This is a genomic window from Bradyrhizobium sp. 2S1, from assembly GCF_011516625.5.
GTDB lineage: Bacteria > Pseudomonadota > Alphaproteobacteria > Rhizobiales > Xanthobacteraceae > Bradyrhizobium > Bradyrhizobium septentrionale.
On sequence record NZ_CP147717.1, the window covers coordinates 9,142,958 to 9,164,399 of the forward strand.

The 21,442-nt window shown below is 64.3% G+C and carries 24 protein-coding genes and 2 pseudogenes; 8 read left to right on the top strand and 18 right to left on the bottom strand.

From position 1 onward, the window contains the following. Positions 1-296: 296 nt before the first annotated feature. The 3 genes from tnpC to tnpA form a co-directional block, all read right to left on the bottom strand. Positions 297-1,898 (bottom strand): IS66 family transposase, encoded by a 1,602-nt coding sequence (gene tnpC / locus HAP54_RS43735; RefSeq protein WP_166205729.1) that lies wholly within the window; start codon positions 1,896-1,898, stop codon positions 297-299. A gap of 125 nt (positions 1,899-2,023) precedes the next feature. Further along, on the bottom strand, positions 2,024-2,377 hold the full coding sequence (gene tnpB / locus HAP54_RS43740) for an IS66 family insertion sequence element accessory protein TnpB (RefSeq protein WP_166205730.1): 354 nt from the start codon (positions 2,375-2,377) through the stop codon (positions 2,024-2,026). Continuing rightward, positions 2,358-2,804: an IS66-like element accessory protein TnpA gene (tnpA, locus tag HAP54_RS43745; protein WP_166205731.1), complete on the bottom strand. Its 447-nt coding sequence runs from the start codon at positions 2,802-2,804 to the stop codon at positions 2,358-2,360. Before tnpA ends, tnpB begins: the two co-directional genes overlap by 20 nt. 567 nt (positions 2,805-3,371) lie before the next feature. Here tnpA and HAP54_RS43750 point away from each other — a divergent pair. Continuing rightward, a pseudogene (locus HAP54_RS43750) lies at positions 3,372-4,524 on the top strand (IS3 family transposase). Positions 4,525-4,874: 350 nt separating this feature from the next. Here the strand turns inward: HAP54_RS43750 and HAP54_RS43755 are convergent. The 3 genes from HAP54_RS43755 to HAP54_RS43765 all read right to left on the bottom strand — a co-directional run bounded on the left by HAP54_RS43755 (position 4,875) and on the right by HAP54_RS43765 (position 6,909). Beyond that, a protein-coding gene (locus tag HAP54_RS43755; protein ID WP_166204126.1) for an IS3-like element ISRj2 family transposase occupies positions 4,875-6,004 on the bottom strand; the annotation gives its coding sequence in 2 pieces (ribosomal slippage) (positions 4,875-5,752 and positions 5,752-6,004; 1,131 coding nt in all). Between the two features lie 111 nt (positions 6,005-6,115). After that, positions 6,116-6,280, bottom strand: a complete 165-nt coding sequence (locus tag HAP54_RS43760) for a hypothetical protein (protein WP_166297583.1) — start codon at positions 6,278-6,280, stop codon at positions 6,116-6,118. A gap of 491 nt (positions 6,281-6,771) precedes the next feature. Then, the gene (locus HAP54_RS43765; protein ID WP_166297585.1) at positions 6,772-6,909 is read right to left on the bottom strand and encodes a hypothetical protein; all 138 of its coding nucleotides are present in this window, start codon (positions 6,907-6,909) and stop codon (positions 6,772-6,774) included. Positions 6,910-7,156: 247 nt separating this feature from the next. Between HAP54_RS43765 and HAP54_RS43770 the strand changes: the two genes are divergently transcribed. The 4 genes from HAP54_RS43770 to HAP54_RS43785 all read left to right on the top strand — a co-directional run bounded on the left by HAP54_RS43770 (position 7,157) and on the right by HAP54_RS43785 (position 9,159). Next, positions 7,157-7,450: a hypothetical protein gene (locus HAP54_RS43770; RefSeq protein WP_166297587.1), complete on the top strand. Its 294-nt coding sequence runs from the start codon at positions 7,157-7,159 to the stop codon at positions 7,448-7,450. 175 nt (positions 7,451-7,625) lie between these two features. Next, positions 7,626-7,814: a hypothetical protein gene (locus HAP54_RS43775; protein WP_166297589.1), complete on the top strand. Its 189-nt coding sequence runs from the start codon at positions 7,626-7,628 to the stop codon at positions 7,812-7,814. Positions 7,815-7,902: 88 nt separating this feature from the next. After that, positions 7,903-8,076: a hypothetical protein gene (locus HAP54_RS43780; RefSeq protein ID WP_166297591.1), complete on the top strand. Its 174-nt coding sequence runs from the start codon at positions 7,903-7,905 to the stop codon at positions 8,074-8,076. A 528-nt stretch (positions 8,077-8,604) separates the two neighbouring features. Further along, positions 8,605-9,159: a hypothetical protein gene (locus HAP54_RS43785; RefSeq protein WP_166293454.1), complete on the top strand. Its 555-nt coding sequence runs from the start codon at positions 8,605-8,607 to the stop codon at positions 9,157-9,159. A gap of 62 nt (positions 9,160-9,221) precedes the next feature. On the opposite strand, the gene HAP54_RS43790 is transcribed toward HAP54_RS43785, so the two are convergent. From HAP54_RS43790 to HAP54_RS43800, 3 genes are all read right to left on the bottom strand, one after another. Further along, positions 9,222-10,382, bottom strand: coding sequence for a DUF2652 domain-containing protein (locus tag HAP54_RS43790; protein ID WP_166297593.1), 1,161 nt, complete (start codon positions 10,380-10,382; stop codon positions 9,222-9,224). Between the two features lie 104 nt (positions 10,383-10,486). Further along, positions 10,487-11,353 (bottom strand): alpha/beta fold hydrolase, encoded by an 867-nt coding sequence (locus HAP54_RS43795; protein WP_166297595.1) that lies wholly within the window; start codon positions 11,351-11,353, stop codon positions 10,487-10,489. After that, positions 11,350-11,718: a hypothetical protein gene (locus tag HAP54_RS43800; RefSeq protein ID WP_175619312.1), complete on the bottom strand. Its 369-nt coding sequence runs from the start codon at positions 11,716-11,718 to the stop codon at positions 11,350-11,352. Before HAP54_RS43800 ends, HAP54_RS43795 begins: the two co-directional genes overlap by 4 nt. A 478-nt stretch (positions 11,719-12,196) precedes the next feature. Between HAP54_RS43800 and HAP54_RS43805 the strand changes: the two genes are divergently transcribed. Next, the gene (locus HAP54_RS43805) at positions 12,197-12,448 is read left to right on the top strand and encodes a hypothetical protein (protein ID WP_166297597.1); all 252 of its coding nucleotides are present in this window, start codon (positions 12,197-12,199) and stop codon (positions 12,446-12,448) included. Between the two features lie 58 nt (positions 12,449-12,506). On the opposite strand, the gene HAP54_RS43810 is transcribed toward HAP54_RS43805, so the two are convergent. The 4 genes from HAP54_RS43810 to HAP54_RS43825 all read right to left on the bottom strand — a co-directional run bounded on the left by HAP54_RS43810 (position 12,507) and on the right by HAP54_RS43825 (position 14,907). Next, the gene (locus HAP54_RS43810) at positions 12,507-12,788 is read right to left on the bottom strand and encodes a DUF6719 family protein (RefSeq protein ID WP_224742002.1); all 282 of its coding nucleotides are present in this window, start codon (positions 12,786-12,788) and stop codon (positions 12,507-12,509) included. A gap of 148 nt (positions 12,789-12,936) precedes the next feature. Next, positions 12,937-13,650 carry an outer membrane protein gene (locus HAP54_RS43815; RefSeq protein ID WP_166297599.1) on the bottom strand — a complete coding sequence of 238 codons (714 nt, stop codon included), beginning with the start codon at positions 13,648-13,650 and terminating at the stop codon, positions 12,937-12,939. 275 nt (positions 13,651-13,925) lie between these two features. After that, positions 13,926-14,369 (bottom strand): hypothetical protein, encoded by a 444-nt coding sequence (locus tag HAP54_RS43820; RefSeq protein ID WP_414646168.1) that lies wholly within the window; start codon positions 14,367-14,369, stop codon positions 13,926-13,928. A gap of 202 nt (positions 14,370-14,571) precedes the next feature. Continuing rightward, positions 14,572-14,907: a His-rich protein BRANT gene (locus tag HAP54_RS43825; RefSeq protein WP_166297601.1), complete on the bottom strand. Its 336-nt coding sequence runs from the start codon at positions 14,905-14,907 to the stop codon at positions 14,572-14,574. Between the two features lie 276 nt (positions 14,908-15,183). Here HAP54_RS43825 and HAP54_RS43830 point away from each other — a divergent pair, with 276 nt between their 5' ends. Both HAP54_RS43830 and HAP54_RS43835 read left to right on the top strand, forming a co-directional pair. Further along, complete coding sequence (locus HAP54_RS43830) at positions 15,184-15,744, top strand: tetratricopeptide repeat protein (RefSeq protein ID WP_166297603.1); 561 nt, start codon at positions 15,184-15,186, stop codon at positions 15,742-15,744. A gap of 310 nt (positions 15,745-16,054) precedes the next feature. Next, the gene (locus tag HAP54_RS43835; protein ID WP_166297397.1) at positions 16,055-17,008 is read left to right on the top strand and encodes an IS110 family transposase; all 954 of its coding nucleotides are present in this window, start codon (positions 16,055-16,057) and stop codon (positions 17,006-17,008) included. A 20-nt stretch (positions 17,009-17,028) separates the two neighbouring features. Here the strand turns inward: HAP54_RS43835 and HAP54_RS43840 are convergent, their stop codons facing one another. The 5 genes and pseudogenes from HAP54_RS43840 to HAP54_RS43860 form a co-directional block, all read right to left on the bottom strand. Further along, complete coding sequence (locus tag HAP54_RS43840; RefSeq protein ID WP_224741527.1) at positions 17,029-17,967, bottom strand: NAD(P)-dependent oxidoreductase; 939 nt, start codon at positions 17,965-17,967, stop codon at positions 17,029-17,031. An 84-nt stretch (positions 17,968-18,051) separates the two neighbouring features. After that, positions 18,052-19,258: pseudogene (locus tag HAP54_RS43845) on the bottom strand (MFS transporter). 265 nt (positions 19,259-19,523) lie between these two features. After that, positions 19,524-19,802 carry a hypothetical protein gene (locus HAP54_RS43850; protein ID WP_166297605.1) on the bottom strand — a complete coding sequence of 93 codons (279 nt, stop codon included), beginning with the start codon at positions 19,800-19,802 and terminating at the stop codon, positions 19,524-19,526. A 140-nt stretch (positions 19,803-19,942) separates the two neighbouring features. Further along, positions 19,943-20,692 (bottom strand): cation transporter, encoded by a 750-nt coding sequence (locus HAP54_RS43855; protein WP_166307025.1) that lies wholly within the window; start codon positions 20,690-20,692, stop codon positions 19,943-19,945. A gap of 87 nt (positions 20,693-20,779) precedes the next feature. Next, a complete protein-coding gene (locus HAP54_RS43860; RefSeq protein ID WP_166297607.1) occupies positions 20,780-21,421 on the bottom strand; it encodes a DUF1109 domain-containing protein in 642 nt (213 codons plus the stop codon). Positions 21,422-21,442 lie beyond the last annotated feature (21 nt).

A 21,442-nucleotide genomic window follows, 5' to 3' on the forward strand; every position in this document is an offset into this window, starting at 1 on the left:
CGTGTGCATCGGCGCCCTCCTTAGATGGGCGCTCGTGGACCGGGGGACATCAGCCACTCGGTCAAATGAGCGGCAGTCTCGTCGTGCCGCGCCTTCCTCAGCAAGGCCTCTCGCTCTCTACATGGGGGAAGTTCTCTAGCCCGTTGGCGTAACACTTGGGCTTCTTGGGCAAGGCGTTCTTCAGTAAGCGCGCATTTTACTGCACAGGCTGCGCGCGCGGCTGGCCGCGGCGTCGCGTGGCGCCGGGGCCCAGCGGGATCATCGGAACGGCTTGATTGATCCTGAGCGTTTGACGGTCAGCCGCTGTCGTTGTCAGCTGGCAGGTTTTTTTGAGCGGTGCAATTGAACGGCAACAGATCTTCGATATCGGCGTCTGGCGCGCGTTGGGGCAATTCGGTGAGCGCGTGACGTAGCCATGCATAGGGATCGACGCCGCATGCCCGGCATGTCAGCACCAAACTGTAGATCACGGCGCTTGCCTTGGCGCCGGCAACGGTGTCGCTGAACAGCCAACTTTTTCGTCCGGTGCAAAACGGCCTGATGTCGCGCTCCAGAACATTGTTATCGATCGGGGCGAGACCGTCACTGGTGTAACGGGTCAGATAATCCCATTGGTTGCGTGCATAGGCGATCGCCTTGCCGGTCAAGCTTTCGGGTAGCACCTTCGGCGCCTGGTCGTCGAGCCAGGTCCGGAAGGCGGCCAATACCGGCAGGCTATGCTGCTGGCGCAGCCGCAAGGTGTATGCGGCGCGCGTTTCGCCGTCGGGCGGCGTCTGGCGCGCCACCCTCTCGACCTCGTACAACGCCTCGAAGAACTTGAGCGCCTGCAATGGCGGACCGCCAGGCTTTGTCCTGGCCTTGAGCGCATCGGTAAATTTCCTGCGCGCATGCGCCATACAGCCGAGATGGGTCGCGCCTGTCAGCGTGCGCCAGGCGTCATAGCCGTCGCTCATCAACAAGCCGCGATAGCCGGCCAGGAAGGCCTGAGGATGTTGCTGGCCGCGACCGGGCTGGTAATCGAACAGCACGACCGGCTGCGCGCAGTCCTGGCCGCTGCGATAGGCCCACATGAAGGATTTGGCCTGCGCATCACGGCCGTCCTCTTTAAGAACCTGGACCCAGGTTTCGTCGCCGTGGACCAGGGGCTGCGACATGAGCTTTTGCTGTAGCGCGTCATAGACCCGATGCAGATGCAACTCGCTCGCCCGGATCACCCAGTTGCCCAGCGTCCCGCGGCTGATGCTGACGTCGGCGCGCCCCAGCGCGTCCGCCACACGGTACAGCGGCGTGCCGTCGACGTATTTGTTGGCGAGCACCAGCGCCAGCGTCGATGGCGTGGCGACGCTACCCGGCAGCGGCTGCGCCGGCATCGGCGCGGTCACAATCGGGGTGTTCAGCGCGGTGCGCTCGCAGTGACGGCAGGCATATTTGAACCGCACATGTTGCAGCACCGACGCCTTGACCTCGACGTGCAACTGCTCGGTGACGGTCTCGCCCATCCGATGCATCCGATTATGGCAGCACGGACAGTCCTTTTGATCCTCACCCAGATCGTGTTCGACGCGTTGGCGCGGCAGATCGTCAGGCAGCGGCTTGCGGCCGCGTGCCTTCGGCGCCGGCTTTGGAGCCTCCGGCAATCCCGTGTCCGGCACGGCGACCGCCTCGACATCGTCGTCGTCCCGGCTTTCAGCGGCGGCCTGCTCGGCTTCGTTGAAGATGCGCTCCTTGAGCTTTTCGCTCTTCGGCGCATACCGGTGCAGGCGCTCCAGGCGCAACTGCTCCTCTAGATGCAGCACGCGTTGTGCGAGTTTCTCGTTTTCGGCCTTCAGCGCCGCGATCTCGGCCGCGTGCGCCGCGATCAAGGCTTCCAGTTCGTGCGTCGTGGGCTTGCGACTCATCGGAGTCTTGAATCGAAGTCATGCCGCCGCGTCAACCGGGCTCCCATGTCTTCGTCATGTCTTCGGCCGCGTCATCTGAGAACGGCCATGCCGAAGCCCGATGACGCCGCCCGCATCGAACACGCTCAGCCCACGCTCTGATATTGCCGCACCGGATGACGACGCACCGCCGCGATGTTGATGCCGTCAAGCAGCCAGTGCAGCTCCTCCGTCGTCAGCGTCAGCACCGCCTCCTGACTTCGGGGCCAGTGGAATCTGTCGGCCTCCAGCCGCTTCAGCAGCATCCAAAATCCTGACCGATCATAAATCAGCAGCTTGATCCGGTCGCGGCGACGATTGCAGAACGCGAACACCGCGCGCTGGAACGGATCCAGCCCCATCGACTGCTCGACCACGATCGCCAGGCTGTTGATGCCCGCCCGGAAGTCAATCGGTTCGCGGTGAAGGTAGACCCGAAGATCAGACGCCAGTCGGAACATCGCAACGCCCCAGCGCTTCAATCACCGCCGACAGCAACTGCGCGTCGCCGCCTTCCAGCGAAAGCGTCACGCCGTTGGGCATCGATGCCGTCAGCCGCCCTGCACAGGATCGCTCCGTCGCGCAAACCGCAATCGCGCCAGCAGATCGAGTTGGCGACGGCGACGGCGCGCGAACCGGAATAAAGGCTGGCGCAATCGGCGCCCGCGCCTCCGGCTGGCCATCCCCGTTCTGAAGTTGTCGCTTGGCCACCCACTTGCGCAGCAGGTTCGCGTTCACGCCGTGTTGCAGCGCAAGCCCCGCCAGCGACACGCCAGACTGCAGACAGGCCTCGACCAGCCGCTGTTTGCTGGCCGGATCATAGCGACGCCGGCCATTGCGCAACACGCCGACCGTCTCAAGTCTCAAAGGTTCTTCTGGAGTGATCATCGATCGTGTCCACCTCGCTCATGGTGGACACCTCATCCCATCCCCGCGCTCAACTGCATAGGTGCGTAGAAAGGAGCGCTTACGTTCTTCAAGCGGGACAAGCTGCTTAACGCGGCGTCGTCGCTTCATGGCTCCTCTCTCCAAGCTGACGTTGCGGCCCCGAAAACGGAATCAAAAAGCGCGGGAGACAGAAAAGTTCCAGCGAACTTCGCGTCGCAGAAAGAGGTTTCCAACTGAGGCGGCCCAGACAAAGTAACGCCGCCCGTTTGAAATAAATACGGACGGCGTTTCCCTAGCCCCGAGAGGGTACGAACAAAATCCCGGATATTGCACTTTTCGAGTGCGATGACCTCTTTACTTGAGGAGCCTGTCTTTCTCCTTCTGTATGGCGGCTGGGATGGGTATCGACCCATCACGTCGGCGCTCGCAAACCCGGGGACCGCTGCCATTCGCCCAAGTGTGAGCCGGTTTCGGCCAGACGAGCCTTGCGGACTAGGCGCTGGCGCTTGAGCTGCTGCCGGTTTGATGGACACCGAGATTAGGTGTTTCATGAAGCCGGAGGTGGCGATGAAAAGACGGAAGTTCAGCCGCGAGTTCAAGGTCGAGGCGGTCAAGCTGGTGCGGGAACGTGGGGTGTCGGTGGCGCAAGCTGGCCGTGACCTGGATGTTCATGAGAATGTTCTCCGCAAATGGGTGAAGGAGTTGGGCTCCGACCCGGCGCAAGCCTTTCCCGGCCACGGGCAGATGAAGCCGGAGCAGCAGGAGATCGAGCGGCTGCGCCGTGAGGTCGCCAAGCTGAAGGCCGAGCGGGATATCCTAAAAAAGGCCGCAGCCTACTTCGCGAAGGAAGCGACATGAAGTTCGCCTTCGTCGCGAAGCACCGGACGATCTGGCCGGTGGCATGGCTATGCGATGCGCTGGGAGTGTCGCGGTCGGGCTTCCATGCCTGGCTGAACCGCTCTCCCAGCGCCAGATCCCGCAGCGACGAGGAGCTCGGCGGCAAGGTCAAGGCCAGCTTCGCCGCCAGCGACCGCACCTATGGCGCACGCCGGGTGTGGCGTGACCTGCTCGCCGACGGGGCGGATTGCGGCCTGCACCGGATTGAGCGGCTGATGCGCCTGCAAGGCTTGCGGGCGCGGCCGCGACGTCGGCGCTTACCGAAGGACAGCGGCGATCGACAGCTCGAGACCGTACCGGCGAACCTCCTTGACCGGCAGTTCGCCGCCGAGCGGCCGAACCAGAAGTGGATCGCCGACTTCACCTATCTCTGGACGGCCGAAGGCTGGCTCTATGTCGCAGCGGTGATCGACCTGTTCTCACGCCGCGTGGTGGGCTGGTCGATGAGTGCCTCCATGACGGCACAGCTCGTGACGGACGCATTGTTGATGGCCGTCTGGCGGCGCGGCAAGCCGGATGCGCTGTTGCATCACTCCGACCAGGGCAGCCAGTACACCAGCGAGCAGTTCCAGCGCCTGATGGCCACCACGGCATCGTTTGCAGCATGAGCCGCTCCGGCAACGTCTGGGACAACGCGGCGATGGAGAGCTTCTTCTCCTCGCTCAAGACCGAGCGTACGGCCAACAAGATTTATCAAACCAGAGATGAGGCACGCGCCGATGTGTTCGACTACATCGAACGATTTTACAACACGACCCGCAGGCACTCGACCATCGGCTATCTCAGCCCGGTTGAGTTCGAGCGCAAGGTGGGATTAGCTTAAGCGGGTGTCCATCAAACCGGCAGCAGCTCAATCGAGCGTTCTCATCACCGATATAAGCCACGGGTTCGGGCGGTGATGGATTTACTGTGTGCCTGTCTGGAGCGAATAGCGAGCTATTTATTTCAGGCTTATTGTCGCAACTCGCTGAATGATTGGCGCCCCAAGGAATGATGGGGCCGGAACGTTTGCTGTGGCTCGACGGTAAGAGCTGGCGCCGGTTGTTTGGACAGCGCCCCGCGGGATTTAAGTGGATTCCTGCCGGGTTATGCTGAACGCGGGGCCTTACGATTTTGTCGTTGCGTCGGGAGGGCGTAGCCCGACCAGAGCGACGACAAAATCGTCGGCGACGGTCATGCGGCCATCACCATAGCTTGCGTGCCGAAGTAAGCCTCGTCGGGCGTGCGCCCGTCAAGGCTCGAGTGAGGGCGTCCCTGATTGTAGAAGGCCAGATACTTGGCAATTGACGCTCGCGCCTCGGACACGCTGTCGTAGGCGCGGAGATAAACTTCTTCGTATTTGACCGTGCGCCAGAGCCGCTCGACAAACACGTTGTCGCGCCAGGCGCCCTTGCCGTCCATGCTGATGGCGATCTTCGCGTCCAGCAGCACATCGGTGAACTCGAGGCTGGTGAACTGGCTGCCCTGGTCCGTGTTGAAAATCTCGGGCCTGCCGTGCTTCGCCAACGCCTCCTGGACCGCTTCGACGCAGAAGGCCGCCTCCATTGTGATCGAGACGCGATGGGCCAGGACCCGTCGGCTGAACACATCGACGACCGCCGCGAGATAGACGAAGCCACGCCGCATCGGAATGTAGGTGATGTCCATTGCCCACGCCTGGTCGGGCCGCTCGATCTTCAATCCGCGCAACAGGTACGGGTAGATCTTGTGACCCGGTGCCGGCTTACTCGTGTTCGGGCGACGATAGACCGCCTCGATCCCCATGCGCTTCATCAGCGTCGCGATGTGGCGGCGACCGGCGTATACGCCCTCCCGCCGCAGCAACGATCGCTGCATACGCGCTCCCGCGAAGGGATAATCGAGATGCAGCTCATCGAGCCGACGCATCAAGGCAAGGTCCTCGGCCGAAACTGGCCGAGGTTCATAGTAGACCGTGCTGCGAGCCAGCTTCAGGACCTTCGCCTGGCGCACGATAGAAAGATCATGACCGCGGTCGATCATCGCTTTGCGCTCAGCAGGCCCGCCTTGGTGAGCGCGCCGGACAAAAAATCGTTTTCCAACGCCAGCTCGCCGATCTTGGCATGTAACGCCTTCAAATCGACCGGCGTCTCGGCCGACGCCTTGTCATGCCCAAACACGCCGGCGGCGCCTTCCAGGAGCTGGTTTTTCCAGATCGTGATCTGGTTCGGATGAACATCAAACAGTTGCGCCAGCTCCGCCAGCGTCTTGTCGCCTTTGACCGCAGCCAAAGCAACCTTCGCCTTGAATGCCGGAGAATGCATCCGGCGGCTCTTCTTCGTCATCTTCGCTCCTGATTCGCGGCAAGAATCCTCGCCGCTGTCAGGCAGAAAATCCACTCAAGCTACTGTCCGAATTTGCGGAGCCAGCTCTGTAGACCGCCAACTGACGCGGCCTTACCCCGAGCGATCTGCCATCGCCTTATCGATTTCCACAGCCAGATTCCTAAAGTGGGCAGCGAGGCGTTCGTACAGTTCTAGCTTCTTCTGGTCTGTAGCGCTTCTGGCGATCTGGTCGGCATAGTCGGCTTCGGCGCGTAGTTTCTTTGCGCCGGCCTTCATCGGGAAGTGACCTCAGCTGACCGAGATCGTCCGCCGACCACGGCAGCCCCGCCAGCTCGCAGGAGAATACGGCAGCTCCGAGTTTGGGGACGCGAGCCTTGTCGCTGCAGGACTGGCCGGAGGATGGCCCTTCGACGCCGCCGCCGATGCAGTCCGCTCCTGCAAGTCTCTTGATGACCCCGTGAACGCCGACCGTCCTGCCGCCGTTGTTGCCTTCAAACCGAAGTGCCTGGGCATCGAGTCCTCCATCCAGATAGACTCGGCTTAAGCCGAGTTGTGTTGGACCAAGCCGAGCATTTATTTGCGGCTCAATCAAAGCGCCTTGCGGCTTACCCACAACGTACACAGGAGGCCGTAGTTTCCCGGTTGTCCGCCGGCGCTTCACATCATCGATCGCGCTGACGGCCCCCCGCTGCATGCTACGCGCCGACCGACGCTGAGCCGTCATACGAAACAATTACCTTCCGGCGATCCGCCTCACCGCGGCCATCTCAAGATTCCCGATTGCTGAGAAGGAGAGCGCGAATGAGGAGATCAGCTTTGGCAATAGCCGTCATCGCCTGCATGATGTCGCGTGTCGCATCGGCGCAGGACATCTTCCTGCCGGACCCCCAGAAGATCGATTCCATGACGAGGAATTGTGTCTACAACAACGCGTTTTATTCCCAGGGAGCCCTCATCTGCCTCGGCGGAGGTCGCGGCCTCCAGTGCAGCAGCGGGAGTTGGATCCCCACGCAGGATCCCACTGCCTGCGAGGATCAAGTCCCCACACCATCCCCGCGGTGACCGTTCGCCTTCCCGTCTCGCTACACCAACCAGTTCGATTACTCGGCCGCGTGCTGCGCATCGTCCTGCATGCGGGAGCCCCAAGGCGCGATGGACAACGGCCAGCGCCACGCCGAATTGCAGGCATGCACCGCCAGGCAGAAAAAGACGAAGCAAGCATCGCGGCCTGCTGACGAAGCCGCTGCGGCTGGTCAGCTTGGCGCTGTCGAGCGTCAGTGCGCGTCGGGCAAATGCACCTGCTCCTACATCGCGTCGACCTGCAAGAGCTGGAATCGCACCCATGGCGGCGATCTCGCCGTCTGCGACAGCTACCGTCAGAGCTGTCTGCAGAGCGGCCGGTGGGACGACAGAAACCGCCATATCGAAACGGTGGTGAAGCGCTAGGCTCGATCGCCCTCCAGACCGGCCCTTGCCGGAGGGCCGGTTCGGAAACACCCGCGACGCCCTGCGCCTTGGCAGGAATCGTGGGATCATTCCCGTAGGATCACCCATCCTCCGCCTTGTTTCTGTCCTTGCGGCCCAGAATGGGGTATGCAGAATGCGGGATGGGACTCAGCCAATGACCTATTTGATCCTTGCCCGTGATGGCACCAGCCAGATCGTGCTGAAGCGCGACAGCGAAGATGCGGCCGAGAAGAAGGCGCGCGAGCTGAAGGAGATGGGCTGGTTCGAGGTCGAGGTCCGCGAGGACAAGGCGGGGCACGCAGCCCCGGCCGCGCTGACCGATCGCTCACAGACCCTTCAATAGCGCCTTCCCTTGAAGGACGCCTTCCCGTCAATGACGGCTTGATGAACCTTTGCCTGATGGCCCTTACACATATGTGAGGAGCCATCCCATGTCCGATACAGCACATTACCGCTTCCAGTCCGATCAGGCACGACGGCTGGCCCGCCAGGTCACCGACGCCACGGTCCGCCAGCAGCTGCTCGAAATGGCCGAGGAGTATGGCCGCTACGCCGACCTCATCGAGGCCCGCAGCACCGAACCAGCGCCGGCCGCCGCGCACTAGACTGAGCCCCACCCCGTCGCGATGCTGCGCCCGCCCGCCGGCTCGTCCCCTGATCAGCACGCCCAAGGCCTTCAGGTCCGCTCCTGACGCGCTCTCTGAGCGCCGCGCCAAATCCACGCGAAACCGCCTGAGGATTTGTTCGGAACATTAAGCCCCCTCACGCGATTTTCCTCGCATGAGGCTACGCGAACCCAACCGCAACATGCTCCTTCTGGGCACGTTCACACTGCTCAGCATGGCTGCCGCCGGCGCCGTTGCGGTGGTGGATCCGGCATCTCCGCCGGCCAATGCCGCGGTTAGGCCGGCCCCCAATCAGGTGCCGGCCCCTGACCTGACGCCGGTCCGGATCGTCGGCACCCCGTTCGTCCCGAACACCAGCCCCCGCCAGCGCTGACCCGCCTCGCACGCCGGGTACGTCACAATTTTGTCACCGCGCCTGCAAAACAGGCGTCTTCGTCAACCATCATGATGGCGAGTGCTTGATTCCGCGCGGTTGCTCTGCTGCAATCCGCCCGCTCAAGGTGCGCCATGAAGTGGATGAAGGAACGCGATCTCCTGATCGCGCAGACAATGGCTTTCGTGGAGTCGGTGAAGGGCAAGCAGCCCGACGCCGGGATGCCGACGCCTGCCCCGCGGACATCAGCGCCACCGGCCGCCCAGCAGACCGCCGCGCCGCCTGCTATTGCGCCCGCACCCGCCACGCCGGCACTCGCCGCCGCTGCAGAGGCCTTGGCCGAGGCCATCGCCACATTCGACATCAAGCCCAAGCCTGCGGCCGAGACGCGGCCCGCGGCCGTCCCGCCGCCGCTCCCCGTGCCGACCGTGATCGAGGGCCTGCCGCCGGCTCCGCCGCCTCTGGCAGTGACCGTCGTCGAAGTCCCGCCGTCGCCGGCGCAGCCGCCGCAATTCGCAAAACTCGACATCAGTGGCGACTTCGGGTCCGAGGTGCGCGAGCGGGTTGCCAATTTCCGCGCCCAGCAGCAGCGCTTCCTCAAGGAGCGCGAGGAATACTGCACCACGACGATGGCCAAGGTGCGCGCCGCGATCCGCGACAACAGCGAGCTGCCGCGCTCCGGCAAGTAACCAGCGACCTGTTCACCTGATGGCCTTGCCCCCCGCGCTTGTCCGCCGGGGTCGATTGGACTTCAGCGCGGCGCGCCCGATTTCACCGGATCGGTCAGGAAGCGTCCGCTCGATCGCGTCAGCGCCGGCTCTTCCATGGCATCGGAAGCAGGCTGCTTTCCTTCCAGCATCGATCGCAAGCCGGCGATCGCCCGGGTCATGCGCTCGGCGTATTTGGCCAGGGCGCCGTCGACGAACGCCCTGTCCTTCGGCTTCGGCTTGGCGAGCCGCAGCTCCAGATGCGTCGTTCCGTCTGGACCGTCCAGAACGGCGCGGGTCATCACGATCCGCGGCGCGTCGGGGACCGGAAGCGCGATGCCCACCGTGAAGTAGTCGGCCGGGTGCCAATCGAGCAACTCTTCGACGACGGTATGGTTGCCGTGCATGCAGTGATTTTTGGTGCCGACCCCGCGCCGTCCCTTGCCGGATTCCTCGACAATGGTGTCGGCGTCCCACCATTGCTGCCACTGCCCGGGCACGGTGAGAAATTCCCACACCCTCTGCCGGGGCGCGGCGATATCGAACTCCAGCATGGCGTGGGCGTCGGCGCGCGTCACCTCCATCCGCCTTTGCGCGTCGTCCTGCTGCCAGGCCGCCTCGAGATCGCGCACCCACAGCGTCACATCGCCGATGATGCCGATGGTTTCGTGATGCGCGATGAGATCTTGCGCCACCGGATCGACGCCCATGGCGCGGATCGCCGCGTCGCTGTAGAGCGCGTAGGCGCACCCGCCGACCTTGTCGCAAACCGTGTTCTTGAGCAGCCGGTGGACCAGAATGACGTCGCGCCCGGCGAGCTCTTCCCGCCCGCCCATCTTCTGCTTCACCATCTCGCCATGATGGACGACGAATTTGAAATCGAGATCGCCCATCGCGACGCAGGCCCGGCACTCGCAGGCCGAGGCCTGGCTAACGCTGCGCAGGCGCCGGCGGAACTTGAAATAGGCGCCCTCGATCGCGTCCTGCAGCAGCGATCCGTCGATTGTCTCGGCGGTGGTGTAGACGAACGCGGCGTCGCCCTCGAATTTGGCGAGGCGAAATGGCGGGCGCAGCGCTTTCACCACCGCGTCCATGAAATCGGCGATGATGTCCTGCGCATGGTCGAGTTCGACCGCTGCGAGGAAGTTCGTATAGCCCGAGATGTCGGCAATCGCGAAATAGGCTGCTTCAGCTTTCGGAAGCATCGAGACCTCCTACGCAACCGGTTCACGCCAATCGTGCGGATGCGCAGTGTGTCACCCGCGCCGCCCGCGGTCGAGGGGCGCGGCTGTTGTTCTGACGCGATTTCTCAGCGCGAACCGGCGCTCTGGCGGCTGCCGATCTTCTCCAGCACCGGCAGCAGATGTTTCAGGAACTCGCCCGGATTCTCGCTCATCGGAAAATGGCCAAGGCCTTTCATGATGGTGGCCTCGCTGCCGGCAATGCTGCTTGCCACCGCCAATGTCTCCTCCGGCGTGCAGGAATAATCGTACTCGCCTGACAGCAGGAACAGCGGGCAGCGTTTGGTGTCGATCTCGGCGATGCGGGCGCGGATGTCGCCGTCGATCTTGTAGAAATAGAGGTCGCCCTTGAACACGCCGGGCCCGCCTTGCATGTAGTGCCACAGCGTTTCCCACCTCTCCTTGTCGGGCGCGTCGGGCCCGACCAGCCCCGAGACGATGGCGGCCGCGACCTCGCCGCCATGCACGTCCGGCCGGTGCAGGAAATTCAGGTCGTAATACGGATCGACATGCGCGCCGGCCTGCAAGCCGATGATGGCGCGGAAGCGTTCGGGATGCTCGAGTGCGAGATGCAGCGCGATCCGGCCGCCGATCGAGCAGCCGATCACGATCGGCCTGTCGAGGTCGAGCGCATCCATCACCGCCAGGATCATCGTCGTGTATTGCGCTGATGTGAGCTGGTATTCTTCGTCGTGCCAGCCTTGCGGCGGCGACGACTTGCCGTGCCAGGGCATGTCGAAGGCGATGACGCGATGGTTGCGGGTGACGCGCTCATCGTTCATCAGGCCGCGATATTGCCGCCCGTCGGCGCCGGCGGTGTGCAGGCAGAGCAGCGGCGTGCCCTCGCCCGCCTCCTCGACATAGACGCGGTGCGCCCGGCCGGACAGCTCGATCTGCATATAGCGGCCGATGATCGGCTCGAATTTGACGCTCATGCCGCCACTCCCTCGCGGCGCAGCTTGCCGAGCGCCTCCTTGAAGTAGCGCAGGTTCGCCATGAAGATTTGCAGTTCGCCCTCGGCTTTCAGCACGCGGCGCTTGATCAGCGCCATCAGGTCGTTGGAGCCCGGCGGCGGCCGCCGCTCGCAGAAGCGCTCCCACTCCGCCTCCGAGGTGCGCAGCGCAAAGGACGACGAGGGCATCACGAACGGCCCTTTGGTCACCGACACGATCCGGCCCTCATGGATCGAAATCAGCCAGACGGCCGCGCCGATCTCGAGCAGGAATGTCGTGGTGAGGTAGCGGCCGCGCCGCACCAGGCCGGCGTCGCAATTGACCCGTTCCTTCAGCGTTTCGATCAATGTTCGCTCCCCGATGGCGGCCCGTCCGCGCAGGCGGCGGCGGGCGCTTGTTCTGCCGACAATGATGGAAGGAATGCAGGGGCCGTCAATCGTTACAGCCGTCGCGCGGCCACGGCGTTTTCGCTTAGGTCGCTAGAGCCAAATTTCGCTAAAGCCACGACCAGACTAGCGCCACGTTCGCGGCGCAGGCCGCGAGCAGCGCGATCGCGAGCACGAAGTGCACGCGTTCATGGGGGGTCTGAAGGATCGCTCTCATGGGGAAAGCATCCGGCGATTCTACCCGTGGAGTCCCGGGGATTCTTTTTTCCGGGGTTTACCACCCGTTAAGGACTCAGGGTCCCCGGCGAAAGGGCCGAAATGACTCATATTTTCAGATGCTTGGCCCGGAACCCCGCTCACGGTTCCGTGATTGGAACGGTGATATTGCCTGAAACCCGGGACGGGTGCTGGCGTTGTCGGGGATTGGGGAAAACGACGAATGCCATACGCGCTGTTCTATCAAGACGCCAAGCTGAGCAAGGCCTATCCAACCGAGGCCGATGTCTGGAGGCTCGCCAGGAAATCGGGGCTGGTGGTGGATGCCGTCTCCGGCGAGGAGCAGTCCTCGCCCCGCCCGCTGCTCGAGAATAACTATGAGATCCGGCCCTGCCAGGCGGAGCCGGACGAGGACCCGGTCAAGAACAAGGCCGATGCTGATCGCGAAGCGCGCCTGGAGCCGCGGTTGAATTAAAAAACAGCAGACCGGCCGGCACGCATCGCGGCCGGATGCAAAAGCGGTCGTCCCGCCCTTACGGCGTCGCGGTCGCCAGCGAGGCCTGTTCGGCCGCGAGCGACACGCAGATCTTCCGCCGATGCAGACCCCGGATCGACCCCGTCACCTTGAGCACCTTGCCGGCCGTGCAGGACGCGTCCTGCACGAACACGACTTCATACGGCGCAAGGACGAGGGGTTCGGATTTGAGGATCGTCTGGGCAAGGCACGGCACAGCGACCGCAGAGAGGATCAGCCCTAACGCAAAGCTACGCATGTTCGTTTGTCCACCAGCCCCGGCGATCGCATAATAACGCATCACGATGAAAGTTCCGTGCAATGCAGGAATTATTTTTTGCATTGCACGATCCGGCGTGAATATCCGCTGAATAAGCAAGCGTCGGGCCAACAAAAAAGGCCGACCCGAAGGTCGGCCGGCCTTTGATCTCGATGCGACGATGACGCGATCAGTAGCGGGAGCCCACCGGACCGCCCCAGCCGAAGCGGTAGTTGACCCCGACCTTGACGGTATGCTCGTCGTTCCGGAAGCTCGTGCCGACAATGTCGACCGGACCGCTGGTGAAGGTGGTCTTGCCGAAATTGTAGTACTGGTACTCGGCCTTCGCCGACCAGTTCGGGGCGAACATGTATTCGAGGCCCGCGCCAACCGTGTAGCCGTCCTTGTGGCCGCCGTCGGTCGTGAACGCCGCCGGCACGCCGCCGACCGACGCCGTGATGTTGTTGTTGTCACGCCAGGCGTAACCGCCCTTGGCATAGAGCAGCGTCGGGCCCCAGGTGTAGCCGAGGCGGCCGGTCACCGAACCGAGCTGGTCGGTATTCCCGGTCACGACCGTTCCGGCGGGGAACACCAGACCGTTGTTCGACGAGCTCGGCAGCCAGGAGTACTGCGCCTCGACGCCCATCACCCAGTTGGGGGCGAACTGATAGTCGAAGCCGCCCTGCACGCCACCCATGAAGCGCGCGTCGCTGCCCATCAGGTTGTTGCCGTCGGTGAACGCGCCGCCGACATGGCCGCCGATATAGAAACCGGTCCAGTTGTAGATGAGCGCCGGAGCGGTAGGCGGCGGTGCCTTGGTATAGGTGCGGGCCGGGATGTCGGCCGCAAACGCCGGGCTCGCAAGAGCGGCCAGCGCGACCGTGCCGAGCAAAAACTTCTTCATCTCTGATCCCCGTGACTTACGCTGCGCTGTTAAACCAAACAACGTGACGCCAATTAGGTTGCTTTGGGGCAGTGCCAGACCTGTGATGTTTCCGAGCTGTGACAGGGTCGCAACAACGCCCGTTTGTTCCTTGGCACAGAAGGTTTTTTCACCGGTTAAGCAGCCGCATTTCGGCTGTATGGATGTCGCAAATGCCTAAGCTGAGGTTCAGCGCTCCCCGAAAAGTGATCGGGGTTTGCTAACGATCCGGTCAGCTCCGCGACAGGCCGCCGCGGTCAGCGCGCCATCTTCTCCAGATCCTGAAATGGCGCGTAGGACGCGCCGGCGCAAGGCTCGGCGGAATTATCCAGGATGCGGTCGAGCCGGCCGTCGACGAACAGCACGCCGCGCTCGCGCGCCGGCCGGTAATTGCCGTCGGTATCCTTCGCGCTGTAGCGCAGGCACACCACGTAGCGCAGCCTGCCCCCGACCGTGCGCTGCGCCGGATCGGCGATGGCCGCCGCGCGCACCCCGACCGGATTGTTGAGGTAGGTCCGCATGAAGGCGAGGATCTGGTCGCGGTACCGGTCCGGAAACGGCTGGTTGGCCACGCCGCGATCATCGGTGAAGGTCGTCGGCCCGCCCCCGCTGTCATCGCTGGTGAGGCAGCCGGCGAGCGGAATCGAGAGCAGCAGGATCGCCGCCAGTTTTGATGATATCCGCAAACGTCGCTTTCTCATGGGTCCCCGGTCGCGTCTCATAGACCGCCGGGCGGCGGAAGGGCAACTCGGTTGTTACGGCTCGTAAGGCCCAGAGCGTCTTCTGAAGTCCGAACGCACTCCGGCCCGCCGCCATTGGGGAAGCAATGGACGGACGGGCCGGTTCTGCATCCTGAGGGCGCAGCGGGGCAATGTGGAGCGGACTGCGTCCCTCGGATCAGGATCAGCCGCGCTTGGCCGGCGCGACGTGCTTGATCGAGGCCTTCGCCAGAACGTGCTTGGAGACGTGCTCGGTCGCATGCTTCGGCGACTTCACCTTCAGCATGCCCATGTGCTTGTGGTGGCGGTGATGGCGATAGTGCTTGTGGTGGCCCATCTTGGCGTTGGCGTTGCGCACCTTCGACGGCAGCTGCTCGCTCTTTATCACCGGGGCGGCCTTGGTCGCCGGGGCAGTCGTGGTCGCCGGCGCGGGCGTTGCGACCTTGCCGGTTTCGGCGGCGAGCGCGGGCGCTGCGATCACGGAGATGGCGAGCAGCGCGGCGGAAATCGTCTTGAACATGGTGGTCTCCTGTTCGGGATCGAGAGGTCTCCGGCCGGATGGTCGGCCTCACCGATCAATGCACGTGACCTTATGGGCCGCGCACTGAACCCGTTCTGAAGGGCGCTGACGGAATTCATTCATGTGAATGACATCTTTGTCATGTTGCCCGCCACGCCGCGGGAACACGCGATCGTGGGATCGGCCGGGAATGTTTTGTAGCCTCGGGTGTTCAAGTCAGCAGGCTTCGGTGTAGGATTACCGAGCACGATCAGGAACGATCAGGAGCAACCAGGAATGAGCAAGACGCCGCAGTTTCGTTGGAAGTTTTTGGGCCTCGCAGTGCTCTCGATGACACTCGCCACCGGGCCGGTCATCTCGGCCTACGCCGCAGGCAGCGACAATCCCTCGCCGCCGGCCTCCGACAGCAGCGCCACCAAGGGCAAGAAGGCCAAAAAGGACAAGAGCTCCGCGATCGACGATCAGAAGTTCCTCGCCGGCTATCGCACCGCCTACACCACGATCTACGACAAGCACGACTATACCGCCGCGATCGAGCAGCTGAAGGCGCTCGGCCAGGACGACCGTGCCGACGTCGCCAATCTGATCGGCTACTCCTATCGCAAGCTCGGCGACTACAAGGTCTCGCAGGTCTGGTACGAGCGCGCGCTCAAGGCCGATCCGGCGCATGTGCGCACCTGGCAGTATTATGGCCTCTGGCAGGTCGAACAGGGCAACCGCGATCAGGCGCAATATCACCTGAACCGCATCGCCCAGCTCGCCGGCACCAACAGCGACGAATATCGCTCGCTCGCCGCCGCGCTGGAAAAGCCGCCCGGCACCGGCCTGGTTTACTGAGCGGCCGATCATCCTGACATCAAGCCGGCGGTGTCGATGATGGGTTTCGCGGAGTTTATCATCGGGCCCGCGCTTTGCGCGGACCCGTTGGCTCTACCCATCCTTGTAATAACGCGATCGGTTATCGTCGGCATATTCCGAGAGGAATGGCCTGTCGCGGTTAGCGACCGCGACAGGCCGCTGCCGATCGGATCGCACCCATCCTGAGCAGTTCGTGGCTGCCCCGTAGCAGGATCGCGCCAGCACCTTCATCGGACCCGGATGGTTGCCGGAACGGTTAGGTTCGCTTCACAAGGCGGGGTCGACGAGGATGACACAGACTAGCACAAGGACGGCTGGAATCGATACGTCCAAGAGCAAGCTCGATGTTGCGGTTCACGGCCGGACCGAACATTGGCAGGTCGCCAACTCACTGGCGGGATGGCGTATTCTGACGACCAAACTGGCCGAGGCTGACGTGAGCCGAATCGGTATCGAAGCGACCGGGGGCTATGAGCGCGGCGCGGTCGAACACCTGCGTGCGGCAGGCTTCACGGTGCTGGTGCTGCAGCCGATCCAGGTCAAGGCGTTCGGCCGGGTGCATCTGCGACGCGCCAAGAACGATGTGCTGGATGCGGTGTTGATCGCCGCCTGCGCGGCAGCGATCGAGCAGGTCAGAGATGCGCCCGATCCGCGCCTGGCGGAGCTGGCCGAACATCTGACCTTCCTCGAGCAGATCGAGGACGACATCAAGCGCTGCAAGACCCGGCTGGAGCATATCGATCAGCCCGCGCTGAGACGCCTGGTGCTGGGTGACATTGCCCGGCTGAAGGCACGGCGGCTCGCCCAGATCCGTTACCTTGCCAGGCAACTACGCGCTCACCGCGATCTCGCTGCCCGCCTTGACCTCGTGCTCAGCATTCCCGGGATCGGCGAACGCACCGCACTCGCGCTCTTGATCCGCATGCCCGAACTCGGCCGTGTCAGCCGCGAGGAGGCTGCGGCCCTCGCGGGGCTCGCGCCCTTCGACAACGACAGTGGGCAACATAAAGGCCAACGGCGCATCGCCGGCGGTCGGGCTCGGCTGCGACGTTCGCTGTTTGCTGCGGCGCTTCCGGCGGCATTCCGCTGGAACAAGGCCCTCATTGTGCTCTACACACGCCTAACCGCAGCCGGAAAGGCCCACAACGCAGCTCTCATCGCTTGCGCGCGAAAGCTGCTGATCTATGCCAACACTGTCATCCAGCGCGGAACGCCTTGGCGCGAACAGGCGTCCGCGACTTAATGGTTGCTACCGGCTACCGATTACGGACGCGGCAGATCGGCCGCCCTTGCGGCATAGGCATCGAGTACGTCGTCGGCGCTGTAGGCTTGGCGTGCCGCGAAATCATCGCGCAGGCCGAGCCTCGCCGATGTCCAGAGCCGCGCGGCGGTGGCTTCCGTCATGATCGGTTGCAGGCCGATCTCCCGCAGTCCCTCCGCGATGCCGTCCATCTCGACCGCACGGCGCTCGGCATGCAGCACGTCGGTGCGCACGCACATGTCGACGAACTTGCTGTAGCGCGTCGCATCCATCGGCTCGCAAATGCCGCGCAACGCTTCGCTGCGCACCCCCGCGAGCGAGGCGGCCGTCAGCGCCTCGACGATCAGCGCCTCCATGCCCTTGGTCACCACGCTGCGCAGCATCTTCACCGCGGCCGCCGTGCCCGCCTCGGGGCCGGCCTGCTCGATGGTGAAACCGAGGGGCGCAAACAATTCGGCGAAGCGCGCGGCACCATCGCCCGAACAGTACAGCGGCACCGCCGCGCCGTAGATGCTGACTGCGCCCATCAAATTGGCATCGACGAAGGCACCGCCGTTCGCCGCGACGGCATCGCCCACCAGCCGCTTGGCCTTGGGCGTGGAGGCGTTGACGTCGACCACCAGCATTTCAGGCCGAACCAGGCTGGCGATGGCTTGCCCGGCCGGCACGGCGGTCGCGACCACGACCGCGGAGAACACGATGTCGGCGCGCGCCATCAGCGCGGGCAGACTGTCGACCAGCTCGACCCCGCAATTGGACGCCATGGTCCGGAATGCTTCCGAATATGGCGGACGGTTGGTCTTGCCGTCGCAAAACACCAGCGGCGCGGAACCACCCTTCACGCGCCCCTTGGCTGCGAGATGCCTCGCGAAGCACTGCGCCGCCTCGCCGAAGCCGACAAAGCCGATCACCTGCTGGGTCATGTGAATGCCCCGGGTCATGTCGTGAGCGTGCGCGCTGCCGCATCACAACCAATGTCAAGCAAGAAGCGTGCCCGCGACGAAGGATCACCATCCTGCGATCTGTCACGAAGCGGCGGCGATCCCGACCTCGCGCCGGCGGCGGCCGAGAATGGCGAGCATCACGAGTGCTCCGATCGAGCAGGCGAGCGCGAGCTCCAGCACGGCATTGCTGCCGGACCGCGTCAGCAGCCAGGCGAGCAGCGGCGGCGACGCCGCCGAGATCAGGTTCAGCGGCAGCGCGATATGCGAGGTCGCCTTGGCGAATTCGCTCTTGTCGTAGAACACCAGCGGGATCGTCGCGCGCGCGACCGCGAGCGCGCCGCTGCCGAGGCCATAGATCAGGATGAAGCCCGCGATCGCCCAATAGGTGCCATGGCCGACGATCAGGATCAGCATCGCGACCGGCAGCAGCGTGCCGGCGACGAGCCCGGTCGTGATGCCGTCCCAGCGACCGCCGCCGAGAAAGTCGATCGCGCGCGCCGACACCTGCACGACGCCGAGCGTCGAGCCGAACGCGACCGCCTGCCTTCAGAAGCTCGACCAGCACCGCGCTGAAGCCGAAACTGACGAAGGCGTTGAGCCCGATCGCCGCGACCACCAGAAAAAACGTGCTCCTGCCGGCCGGCGGCGGCGCCCCCGACCGGTCCGATGGCGATGCGGATGCCGCCTCGCCGACCGCCCGGCGCGGCAGCCCGAAGCTGTAGAGCGGCAGGCAGACGAGAGCCATCGCGGCGGCATAGGCCAGACAGGTCCCGCGCCAGCCCAGGGCCTCCGCGAGAAACGCTGTCGTCGGCCAGAAGATGCTGCTGGAAAGCCCGGTGACCAGCATCAGCGCGCCGATCGCGCCTTTCGCGTTCCGCCCGGCCACCTCGTTCAGCATGATGTAGGCGGCCGTGCTCAGTGCCGCGCTGCCGGCAGCGCCGAGGACCGTCCAGGCGATGAAATACAGCACCGGCTCGCGCGCGCAGGCCAGTGCTATGAAACCGAGCGCGGCGATCACGCTGCCGGTCATCATGACGCGCCGCGCGCCAAAGCGCCGGAACGGCTCCGCCAGCAGCGGGCCGCACAGGCCCATGGTGACGTAAAAGGTCGATGTGCCCGCAAACACCGTGGGAAGTGCGATCTCAAGGTCGGCAGCAATCCGGTGGCCGACGATGGCCGGCAGGCCGAGGGTCCCCCACCCGAACACTTGCGCAATGGCCAGCACGAGCAGGACGCCGGCGATGTCTCGATCCATTCCCAGGAACCGTGCCCGGTCCGCCTTCGCCATTCCCACCCGCCGCGTTTCAACCAAACGCCTTCGCTAACCGACGTGGCATGACGGTATCATGACTGGGGTGCGCTGGATCGCGCTCGGAAACGTAAAGATCCCCAAGATTGCAGCCCCCTCTCCTAAGACTCGTCATGCCCGGCCTTGGGCCGGGCATCCACGTCTTTGCTTCGGCAACCAGAGACGTGGATGGCCGGGACGAGCCCGGCCATGACGACGGAGATAATGTTGAGGCCCAGTCTGCGGCCGCTGCGGTCGCCCCAGGCTACGGATAATGCTCGAGGCGCCGGTCGGGCTTCGGCGGGCGGTTGGCACCCACCGTGTTGCCGGCCGCGGCAGCATCCGGCTTCGCGGGATGCGGCGCCCTCTCGATCGGCGGCCCGCTGTCACCCGTCTTCGTGTTACTGTTCAGCGCCTGGCCGATGGTGGTCAAATTGGCCGCCTGCCCGGCCCCCGCCGCGCCGGTCGAAGGGCCGGAGCTCTGTGCCAACACGGTTCCCGATAGCACCAAGGCTGCCATCAGTATTGCCGCGTTGACTGTCATGGAGGGAGCCTTCTGCACACGAATGATGCACAGCAACGCGCGGCTGCCACGGACGTTCCCCCGGCGCCCTCATTTAAGGTAAATGCGAGGCGAATTCTGTACCCTGCCACGGCCAATGGCAGGGAGCACAGGCGGCTCGATCAACCACGCGCCGCCGTCGCGCCGCGCAACGCCCCCTCGCAATACTCTGCCCAGGCCTGCCGCAGGATCTGCACCGACGAGGTCAGGAATATTGCAGCCATCACGGCGGCGACCGCGAGATCGGGCCATGGCGTGGCCGTTCCCCAAACGCCCAGGGCGGCCACCATCACGATGAGGTTTCCAATGGCGTCGTTGCGCGAACAGAGCCAGACCGAGCGGACATTGGCGTCGCCGTCCTTGTACGGCAGCAGCAGCAGAACCGACCCAAGATTGGCGGCGAGTGCCAACGCACCGATTGCGCCCATCACCTCGGCTTTCGGCACGCCGAGCACGAACGTCTGGTAGACGGTCGAGCCGAACACCCACAACGCCATCAGGCTCAGCGAGGCGCCCTTCAGCAGCGCCGCGGAGGCACGCACGCGCAGGCTCGCGCCGATCACCGCAAGGCTCAGGCCGTAGGTGACCGTATCGGCGAGGAAGTCGAGCGCATCTGCCTTGAGCGCCTGCGAGCCGGCCAATTGACCCGCGACCATCTCGGTCAGGAACATCGCGCCATTGATGCCGATGACGGTCCAGAGAATGCGCTTGTAGCGCGGGTTGAGGCCGTCAAAGACCGGCACGCCGCCCGAGCAGCCGCACGCATCCGCCGCGCGATTGCGGTCCTCTGCTCGCACGCCAGCCTTCATCGGCAGCGTCAGCGGCGGTGGCGCACAGCACTCGGAGGTTTTCTGCTCGCAGCAATCGCTCATTGATCTTCCTTTGGGAGAGCAGGATAGGACCGCCGATGCCACCGATTCAACCCAGTCCGCGCGAAACAGGGCCAATCCGCGCGTTACTCACCACCGCAACAGTCGGGGCCCCAGCGCCGCGCCCGCGATCGTGCAGAACAAGATCGTTCCACCGTACCAGACCGCGACAAAAGGCAACGAATCGTCGGTGCAGTGAAGCGCATAAGCCAATGCGCTGATGCCGCCGGCGAGCAGGCCGGCGAATGCACCCGCCCGGCGCAGATCGGTCGGCGCCGCTTGTCGCACCGCCCACATCGCCAGTGCAAACGGCACGACCGCAATCACCGGGATCGACACCAGGCACTCCAACCACGCGTCACCTGCGACCATCCGATTCCAGTGCGAGGCAGGCGCCGCGCCGAGGCTGACGACGGCCAGCACAACGATCAGCAGGAACGGCAGGATGACGAGCAGCGCGCCCGGCTTCGACCCGCCGCCGGGGCGCGACAGCCTGATCAGGTACATTGCCGCCACGCCGGCGATGGCTGCGGCAAAGGCGATCTTCACACCCAGCAGTGCACACGCGCCGACGCTGGACAGACCCGTGCGCGGCCCAAATCCGATCAGGATGGCCGCCACGGAGATGGCCGCGCCAGCAGCGACGGCCATCGCGATACGGCGGCCGACCGCCCTGAAATCGACGGGGCCAACTCCTGCGCTCAGCGCCACAACAAGATCGTCGGTCTTCATCACCTGCTCTCCGCCAGCACC